The organism is Eudoraea sp., assembly GCF_049665975.1.
In the GTDB taxonomy this organism is placed as follows: domain Bacteria; phylum Bacteroidota; class Bacteroidia; order Flavobacteriales; family Flavobacteriaceae; genus Eudoraea.
The window spans coordinates 1-9,593 of the sequence record NZ_JBATGR010000109.1 but is presented as its reverse complement, the minus strand read 5'-3'; the positions used below and the strand labels follow the sequence as shown (position 1 = coordinate 9,593).

Genomic DNA, 9,593 nt, shown 5'->3' with positions numbered 1-9,593 from the left:
ATCCCAATATTCAGACTTTAATAGCAGTGGGACAATTTATGAGACTTTGGTTAACAGCGGTAACTTAAAACTCTTAAAAAATGATGAGATTACCAGTTTAATACAAAAATTGGAAACCACCTATATCCGTACCAACAAACTGGAAAATATTCACTGGGAAATTATTATAAATGAATTATCCCCTACTCTGCGAGGGGTAGTAAATTTTGATGCTTTTAAAGCCGTAAAACCTGAAAGACTTTATGAAGTGGAAATGCAAAATATTTTTGTGGAAAGTATTTATCTGACTTCAGCCAAAGACACTGTTTATAGTAAGGCCTTACGCGAAATAGATACAATTATTAAATTAATAAATACAGAGCTGGGAACTGTGAGTGATTAAAAATATTGGTCGGCAGTTTAATCAGGTGTTTATTAAATTTCCTAAAATTATCCAATTGAATTTTTAATAATTTCTTCTTTTTAAAATCCTGTTGTACATTTAGATTTATTAACACTAACCATATCCAGCTATGAATAAAATCTACATTGCAGTTCTTACTTTGTTTATATGCCTAAATTTAGGGTATGCCCAAAGCCAGGAAGAACAACTGATATTGTTAAAAAAAGAGGTTCAGGAGAAAGTACAGGGAAGAGCTAAAATGGCCCAGGTAATGGTAGATAAGGTCTTTAGTTTTTCTGAGTTGGGCTTTCAGGAAGAACAAACTTCAAAATATATTACAGATATTTTAAAGAAAAATGGATTTGAAATAGAATATGGGATATCTGGTGTACCAACAGCATGGTGGGCAAAATGGGGATCCGGAAAACCTGTTATTGCCATTGGAAGTGATCTTGATTGTATTCCAAAAGCATCTCAAAAGCCTGGCGTAGCCTATCATGATCCTATTGTGGAAGGTGCCCCGGGGCATGGAGAAGGCCATAATTCCGGGACACCTCTTAATGTGGTGGCAGTGCTTTCGGTAAAAGAAATAATGGAACGCGAAAAAATTCCAGGAACACTCATCATATGGCCCGGAGTGGCTGAAGAACAATTGGGAACAAAAGCCTATTACACCAGGGATGGCTATTTTGACAATGTTGACCTGTGTATATTTACACATGTTTCTAATAACATGAATGTCTCCTACGGCCCTGCACGAGGTACAGGTATGATTTCAGTGGAGTATACTTTTGAAGGAGAATCAGCACATTCTGCAGGAGCTCCCTGGAGGGCCAGAAGTGCCGCCGACGCTGTTGAATTAATGAATATAGGCTGGCAATATAACCGGGAACATCTGCATCCTCTGGGCAGATCGCACTCTGTAATAAATAATGGTGGTGATCAGCCCAATGTGGTGCCCTCAAAAGCCTCTATCTGGTATTATTTCCGGGAAATTACCTACCCGAAAATCATGGAGGTTTATGAAAGAGCAAATGATATTGCCAAAGGTGCAGCCATGATGACAAGGACTACAATGAGCAGTAAAATTTTAGGCACGGCATGGCCAAGGCATTTTAATAAACCAATTGCAGAAGATATGTATTCCAATATTTTGGAAGTAGGTTTACCAGAATGGAGTGAGGCCGATCAAATACTTGCAAAAGCGGTGCAGCGCGAAGTTAACTCCCCGAAAGACACAACCGGATTAGCCATAAAATTAGATACTATAGGCCTTCCTGTAGTAGAACCAGTAAGTGGTGGATCTGATGATATTGGTGATATTTCCTGGAAAATACCCACTGTTACACTTAGGTATCCTTCTAACATACCCGGCTTACAAGGTCATCATTGGTCTAATTCTATTGCTATGGCAACCCCTATTGCACACAAAGGAGTAGTTGCCGGAGCCAAAGTTGAGGCTATGACGCTGCTAGATTTACTTCTAAAACCAGAATTGGTAGAGCAGGCATGGGCATATTTTAAGGAAGAACAAGCAAGCAAACAAAAGTATGTTCCTATGGTCTCCGAAACAGATGAGCCCGCTATATATCTTAATAAGGAAATTATGGAAGAATATGCACCCTTGCTGGTTCCATTTTATTATGATGAATCCAAATATGATTCTTACCTCGAACAATTAGGAATTACATATCCAACCTTAAGAAAAGATCAATTGGAACAACAAAAGGAAATGAAGTGAAAATGAGTGAAGAATTAATTAAAAACAAAGAAAATGCCATTGCATTTTACGAAATGGCATATAACGGAAACCCGAAAAGAGCGGTGGAATTATATGTTGGTTCAGATTATATTCAACATAACCCGTTGGTAGGAGATGGACCTCAACCCTTTATTGATTATTTCAACAGAATGGCAAGTGAATACCCTAATAAATCGATAGAATTTGTCAGATCTGTTGCCGAAGATAATTTGGTTGCCCTGCATACACATCAAATTTGGCCCGGGAACGAGGAATATGTGACCATGGATTTCTTTAGATTTGATAGGACTGGTAAAATTGTGGAACATTGGGATGCCATGCAACAAATTCCAAAGACATCTGAAAACGGTAATACGATGTACTGAATATGAGAATAAATAACCCAAAATATTTTCTTACCTTTAGTTACAGTAGCTGACTAATTTTAACGCATCTTATTGATTAAAGTATTAGCAAATTTCCGGCCAATCCTATAATTTATATGGATATACCAAGTCGGATGTGATTAAACTACAAACAAGAGTTTTTGGCAAAACCGGTGAATAAACTACGAAAAATCATATCTAATAATTTATCAGGGAAAAAAGTCGCCTTTCTGTTCTTTCTTACAAATCTGGTTTATGCATTTATGCTATTTGTAACCATTCCTAAGACTACGGCCTATGCCGGAGGCATGAAATTATTGGATATGATGCCACAAGGATATGATTTTGAATATGTAAGCCAGTTGTTCGGCCGGCTTGGGGAAGAAGGCCGCAAAGTTTATTTATATAATCAAATTCCCATTGACATGATATATCCATTCCTTTTTGGAATAACATATTGCCTGTTAATTGCATATTTTCTTAAAAAATTGGATAAATTAAGTACTCCTTTTTTCTATTTATGCCTGGTCCCACTTGTTGCCGGAATCGCAGATTATCTGGAGAATTTTGGTATAATAAATATGCTAAATAGTTATCCGGACTTGTCAATGACGCAAGTAAATATTACAAACACTTTTACAGCTATAAAGAGTCTTTCAACAACGTTATTCTTTCTAATATTGATTGGGATAATCATAGCGGTTGGAGTTAAGAGGTTAAAATGGAAATAATCCATGCTGCAAACTATTCTATCATAGCACTTATACAAACACTTAACTACTTTAATTATAGTTCATTAATGGTTGTCTTTTGAGGGTATTTTTCCCTAAATTTATAGATGGTTTTGATGCAAATAAAATGATAGTTTAGAACAGTTATTAAGTTGCATAATTTTAGTTAAAATGATGATATGAATACAAAACTTCTTATCCAGGAATAAATGACCTACATAGACTATTATAAAATATTAGGGATTAATAAGAAAGCCTCTGCAAATGATATTAAAAAAGCCTATCGGAAAATGGCTCGAAAATACCATCCCGATCTAAATCCGGGTGACAAAGAAGCGGAGAAGAAATTCAAGGAAATAAACGAAGCCAACGAAGTTCTGAGCAATCCGGAGAATCGCAAAAAATACGATAAACACGGGAAAGACTGGAAACATGCCGACGAAATTGAAAAAGCACAACAACAGCAGCAATATCATAGAAGTACACAACAAAGAGGTTCTGGCCAATATTCACAAGAAGACTTTTCAGACTTCTTCGGTTCCATGTTTGGTGGAGGATCTGCAGGAGGTCGAGGTAGAAATGTCCAATTTAGAGGACAAGACTACAATGCGGAATTACAGTTGGAACTGGAAGATGTCTATCGGACACATAAACGAACCCTTACTATAAATGGCAAAAATATTAGGTTAACAATTCCGGCGGGGGTCAGGAACGGGCAGGTAATAAAGATTAAAGGGCATGGTGGGGAAGGAGTTAATGGTGGACCAAAAGGGGATTTACACATTAAATTTTCGATCCTCAATCACTCGAAATTTAAACGCGATAAGGACAATCTTTATGCAACGATTGATCTGGACCTGTACAAAGCCCTGCTAGGCGGGGAGGTTGTTGTAGATACCTTTGATGGAAAAGTAAAGTTAAAAGTAAAACCCGAAACTATAAACCTGACAAAGGCAAAATTAAAGGGTAAAGGCTTTCCTATATATAAAAAAGAAGGTCAGTTTGGAGATCTCTACATTACATATCAGATAAAAATACCAACAAATCTTTCAGATAAGGAAAAGGAATTAATTAAGGAATTGGCAAAACTAAGATAGATATGAAGCTAAAAGATTTTATACCCATTGTCCAGTTATGTGAACATTATAGTGTGGAGGTTTCATTTTTTAATGAACTCCATGAAGAGGGCTTAATTAGTATCACAACCCTTGAAAAAACTTCCTATCTTCATCAGGATAAAATTAGTGATGTGGAAAAAATGATTAGAATCCACCAGGAATTAAATATAAATACTGAAGGAATAGATGCGGTTTTTAATTTGCTAAATAAAATAGATAGTTTACAAAATGAATTGAATAAGCTTCATAATAGATTGCGATTGTATGAAAATGATTTTTGAGAATACAATAATGCTACTAATTTATTAAGATATTAATGGCCATAATGAGTAAATTTTAAAACTATGAAATCTTTGGAGTTCATGAAACAATGGTTGGAAGCTCATCCTTCAACGGCAATATTTATAAAATACCTTGTCTTTGTGTTATTGATAATTGGGTTTATTCAATTCCTGAGAAGATTCATTCGTAAAAATTTACCAAACTCTAAGGTTAAATATAAGTCTCAAAAGGGAATAGAAGTAGTTGGTTATTTGATACTGATTATTCTTACACTCTCGTATTTTACGGGGAATATTAAGGACTTCACATTAGCTATAGGACTTTTATCTGCGGGGATTGCAATTACCCTACAGGAGCTAATCTTAAGTATTGCGGGGTCTATGTACATATTCTTTGTAAAAGTATACAAACCTGGTGATAGAATAGAGATTAATGGAATTAAAGGTGATGTTATTGATATAGACAGTATTTATACCACTATGATGGAAATTGGCGAATGGGTTAGCAGTGATAATTACAGTGGAAGAATAATTAAATTGAGTAATGCATTCGTTTTCAAAGGTCCTGTCTATAATTATTCCATGGATTTTCCTTTTATTTGGGACGAGTTTAATTTACCTATTCGGTATGGGTCAGATATTGAATTGGCAAAAGATATTGTTATCAAAGTAGCAACTGAAAATTTGTCTGAATATGTTGCAAAATCTATAGCTAAATGGAAGGATGTTGTTGAGCGATATTATATCGAAGATGCAAAAGTAGAACCTACTTTGGCCATAACCATGACCGATAATTGGATTGAATTTAATCTAAGATATATTGTCGATTATAAAAAAAGGAGGGTTACAAAACATATATTGAATGAATTGATTGGTAAAGAATTCGAAAAAACCAATGGGAAAGTAATTTTGGCTTCTACAACCGTTGAAATAGTGCGAATTCCAATGGTAAATATTAACGAAAATGGTATAAATCAAACAGAGAATGACAATTTCTAAACAGCATTTCATCCCCTTCTTTTTACTTTCACTGCTAATTTCATGTAACTCACCTCAAACAGCGGATCAAAAAATTGATTCAGCTGCCAAATCCATCTCCGTATCCTATAGGCCTCCTATATTTTCTGATGACAATCGTGTGGAAAAGATAAAGAGCATTTCTGCCGAAATACAGGAACTGATAGAGGAACATGCAAAAGAGCGCAAAATACCCGGGGTGGCTTATGGCATTGTTGTGGATAATAATCTGGTAGTTGCTTCGGCCACCGGGATGCTCAATATTGCTGAGGACCTTCCCGCAACTACTGGTTCCGCATTTCGAATAGCATCCATGAGCAAAAGTTTTACAGCCATGGCCATACTAAAACTGCGGGATGAAGGTAAATTATCACTCAGTGATCCGGTCGCTGATTATATCCCGGAAATGTCAGGTTTGGAATACCTTACATCTGATTCTCCCACTATAGATATAGAAAACCTGATGACCATGACCGCAGGTTTTCCTGAGGATAACCCATGGGGGGACCGCCAGTTGGATGAGCCGGATCAAATGCTAATGAACCTGTTAGCAGAAGGTATTGCTTTTTCGAACCCTCCCTCCTATACATTTGAGTATAGCAATACCGGATATGCTTTGTTGGGCAATATTATTAGCCGTGTTTCCGGAATGCCCTATCAGCAATATATCACAGAGAATATTTTACTACCTCTTGGCATGAAGCAAACCTATTGGGAATATGATAAAATTCCACAGGAACAATTAGCTATTGGATACCGATGGGAAGATGATCAATGGAAACTGGAACCCATGCTTCATGATGGATCTTACGGTGCAATGGGAGGATTAATAACTTCTATAGAAGACTTTAGCAAATATGTTAGCTTTCACCTTTCTGCCTGGCCGCCCAGAAGCGATACAGATAAGGGACCTGTTAAACGAAGTACACTAAGAGAAATGCATACGCCTCAATTCCCAAATTTAAATACAGAAGCCACAGACTTCAACAATACTCCATGTGCAACAGTATCCGGATATGGTTACGGCCTGGGGATCCATACCAATTGTAATGGCCTAAAATTGGTCAGACATGGAGGTGCCCTGCCAGGTTTTGGAAGTAATTATGTATTTTATCCTGCTTACGGCATTGGGATAATGGCTTTTGGCAATCTTACTTATACGGCTCCATGGCCACTGAGGAAGATAGAGAAATTACTATTCGAAACCTTGGAATTACAGCCACGTAAACTTCCCATATCAGATATTTTAAGAGAGCGACAGCAGCAAGTTGAACAATTAATTCAAACCTGGAGTCCTGAATTGGAAAAGAAGCTGCTAGCCGAAAATTTTTATATGGATAAATCACGTAAACACTGGATGGCGGAGGCAAAAGAAATTTTTGACAAAGCAGGTGCAGTTCTCAGCACAGAAGAAATTGAGCCATATAATCAGCTACGGGGAGGTTTTAAAATAAATGCCGAGAACGGAGTCATTGATGTCTATTTTACTTTAACCCCGGAAAAAATGGCAAATTTGCAACAACTTTATCTGTCATTCCAACCAGACAAATCCTAAAAAAAGTAAAGAGTGCGCATGCACTCTTTACTTTTGTTTAAGCCTAAGTGAAATCATTTTGCTCTTTTGATAGAACTAAGCTAGCTCTTTAAAGCCTATTCAACCATCTCTTCTATCCCGGTTTCTATATTGTGCTTTATTAAAAACTCCTCAACCACTTCTTCCAGGCTTGGTTTCCCAATAGATTGCAGGTCATAAAAAACTCTCGTGCTCGGTTTTCTAATATTTATAATCCTGCTTAAATCTATGGGAGTACCAATAACTACTGCATCGCAATCACAGCTATTTATTGTCACTTCCAAATCCCTGAGCTGGTCATCACCATATCCCATAGCCGGTAATAATTTTCCAATTTTCGGATAAGTCTCAAAGGTATCCTTCAATTGTCCTACAAGGTATGGTCTGGGATCTACGATCTCAGAAGCTCCAAATTTTTCCGCAGCCAAAGTACCTGCTCCAAGTTTCATGCCTCCATGAGTTAATGTTGGCCCATCTTCTACCACTAGCACCCTTTTATTTCGTATTACGGACGGATCTTCAACACTTATTGGTGAGGCAGCATCAATTACAATTGCGTTTGGAACAACTTGAGTAATTAATCTTCGTAGTTTATCGATATCTTTCGGACGTGCGCTGTCTATCTTATTTATGATAACAACATCAGACATCTTTAAAGTAACTTCTCCGGGATAATATTTCATTCCATGTCCTACTCTGTGAGGATCTGTAACGGTAATATGCAAATCAGATTCATAGAATGGAAAATCATTGTTTCCTCCATCCCATACAACGATATCACAACCATCCGGATCATTCTCAGCCGCCCTTATAATATCTTCATAATCCACTCCGGCATAAATGACATTACCTCTGACAATATGAGGTTCGTATTCTTCCATTTCTTCAATGGTACAATCGTATTTCTCCAGGTCTTCCAGGCGGGCATAGCGCTGTACCCTCTGTGCCTCAAGATCTCCGTAGGGCATAGGGTGCCTAATGGCTACAACTTTAAGTCCATTTTCAATAAGGATCTCAATCAATCGCCTGGCAGTCTGACTCTTTCCACAACCGGTACGGGTTGCGCCAATACTTATAATTGGTTTTGTGCTTTTAATTGAGGTTTCCTTTCTGCCAAGTAATACAAAATTTGCGCCGGCTGTATTTACCAAAGCGCTTTTGTGCATTAGTTGTTCATAGGAGACATCCGAGTATGAAAAAACAACATCGTCAATTTTGAGATCAATAATTAAGTGTGTAAGGTCTTTTTCATCATAAATAGGAATACCGGAAGGGTATAATTCTCCAGCCAGCGAAGGTGGGTATTTACGATTCAAAATATTAGGAATCTGTGCTGCTGTAAAAGCTACTACCTCATAGCTCTCGTTATCCCGGTAAACGGTATTGAAGTTGTGAAAATCACGGCCGGCAGCTCCCATGATAAGGATTCTTTTTTTTGCCATGTTAGTTTATTTTTAAATACATTTATTCTTTCGAAGATATTCCAAGATTGTTGTATTCGAAATGATAAAAGTCATATTCAAGTCCACAAACATGAAAGCATCTAAAAAGACAAATAATAGATACCCTATAATAATTATGATTTTTGCATCCATTTTTATTACCGAAAGCTGTAACTCTGAAAAAAATGATATCTATTGGGTAAATAGTATTAAATCTGATTGTCCCGATAGTCAGGGTCAAATGAATTGTTTATTGGTCCATAAAGGCACTACTACGGAAGCACCACAATGGGAACTATTCTATTCCACGATTGAGGGATTTACTTTTGAACCTGGTTACTTTCAGAAGATAGAAATTAAACAGGAACATTTGGATAAAGACAATCTGGCGGCAGATACAACGGGTCATAAATATTCTTTGGTTCGTGTCCTGGAAAAACAAAAGGACAGTCGGTTTGCCTTAAATTCCAAGTGGGTGTTAAAAAGTATCAATGGCAATGTTATTGGCTCTGTTGGCCCTGATAATCAGATACCTACAATGGAATTCAAACTTTCCGAATGGAGGGTTTTCGGAACTAACGGTTGTAACAACTATTCGGCAGGAATTGAAAACATCACATTTGATTCGATAAGGTTTGGCCTTATGATGAGTACAAAAAAAATGTGTTTGGAAATGACAATCCCAGACAGTTTTGACCGGGTACTATTCAATTCAGTTAACTACCAGGTGAAAGACCATTTACTTATCTTCACTGATGTTAATGGGAAAGAAACTTTGTCTTTTAAAAAAGTAGATTAGTCAGGTACTTGACGAGAACTCCTGCTGTACCAAGATATTCAATTCTTACTTTTCGGGGAAACCTGGTGTTTCGTTTCAAACGGATGTAAGAACGCTAAAAAAGCAAGAGAGAAACAATTATAA

The 9,593-nt window shown here is 37.0% G+C and carries 10 protein-coding genes; 9 read left to right on the top strand and 1 reads right to left on the bottom strand.

Going from position 1 to position 9,593, the window contains the following annotated elements; genetic code table 11:
- The 8 genes from WBN20_RS04420 to WBN20_RS04385 all read left to right on the top strand — a co-directional run.
- The coding region (locus WBN20_RS04420) for a hypothetical protein (protein WP_424280842.1) at positions 1 to 382 on the top strand (382 nt) is incomplete at its 5' end.
- A 130-nt stretch (positions 383 to 512) separates the two neighbouring features.
- Positions 513 to 2,123, top strand: a complete 1,611-nt coding sequence (locus WBN20_RS04415; RefSeq protein WP_424275415.1) for a peptidase dimerization domain-containing protein — start codon at positions 513 to 515, stop codon at positions 2,121 to 2,123.
- Positions 2,124 to 2,125: 2 nt separating this feature from the next.
- A complete protein-coding gene (locus tag WBN20_RS04410) occupies positions 2,126 to 2,509 on the top strand; it encodes a nuclear transport factor 2 family protein (RefSeq protein WP_424280841.1) in 384 nt (127 codons plus the stop codon).
- A 173-nt stretch (positions 2,510 to 2,682) separates the two neighbouring features.
- Entirely contained in the window at positions 2,683 to 3,240 is a 558-nt protein-coding gene (locus WBN20_RS04405) for a hypothetical protein (protein WP_424271375.1), read from the top strand.
- A 209-nt stretch (positions 3,241 to 3,449) separates the two neighbouring features.
- Positions 3,450 to 4,337 carry a DnaJ C-terminal domain-containing protein gene (locus tag WBN20_RS04400; protein WP_424280840.1) on the top strand — a complete coding sequence of 296 codons (888 nt, stop codon included), beginning with the start codon at positions 3,450 to 3,452 and terminating at the stop codon, positions 4,335 to 4,337.
- A gap of 2 nt (positions 4,338 to 4,339) precedes the next feature.
- On the top strand, positions 4,340 to 4,639 hold the full coding sequence (locus WBN20_RS04395) for a chaperone modulator CbpM (protein ID WP_424271377.1): 300 nt from the start codon (positions 4,340 to 4,342) through the stop codon (positions 4,637 to 4,639).
- A 63-nt stretch (positions 4,640 to 4,702) separates the two neighbouring features.
- Positions 4,703 to 5,638, top strand: a complete 936-nt coding sequence (locus WBN20_RS04390) for a mechanosensitive ion channel family protein (protein WP_424280839.1) — start codon at positions 4,703 to 4,705, stop codon at positions 5,636 to 5,638.
- Positions 5,625 to 7,211, top strand: a complete 1,587-nt coding sequence (locus WBN20_RS04385; protein WP_424280838.1) for a serine hydrolase domain-containing protein — start codon at positions 5,625 to 5,627, stop codon at positions 7,209 to 7,211. Before WBN20_RS04390 ends, WBN20_RS04385 begins: the two co-directional genes overlap by 14 nt.
- Before the next feature lie 95 nt (positions 7,212 to 7,306).
- Here the strand turns inward: WBN20_RS04385 and WBN20_RS04380 are convergent, their stop codons facing one another.
- Positions 7,307 to 8,671 carry a cyclic 2,3-diphosphoglycerate synthase gene (locus tag WBN20_RS04380; RefSeq protein WP_424280837.1) on the bottom strand — a complete coding sequence of 455 codons (1,365 nt, stop codon included), beginning with the start codon at positions 8,669 to 8,671 and terminating at the stop codon, positions 7,307 to 7,309.
- A gap of 91 nt (positions 8,672 to 8,762) precedes the next feature.
- Here WBN20_RS04380 and WBN20_RS04375 point away from each other — a divergent pair, with 91 nt between their 5' ends.
- Positions 8,763 to 9,470: a DUF4377 domain-containing protein gene (locus WBN20_RS04375; RefSeq protein WP_424280836.1), complete on the top strand. Its 708-nt coding sequence runs from the start codon at positions 8,763 to 8,765 to the stop codon at positions 9,468 to 9,470.
- Positions 9,471 to 9,593 lie beyond the last annotated feature (123 nt).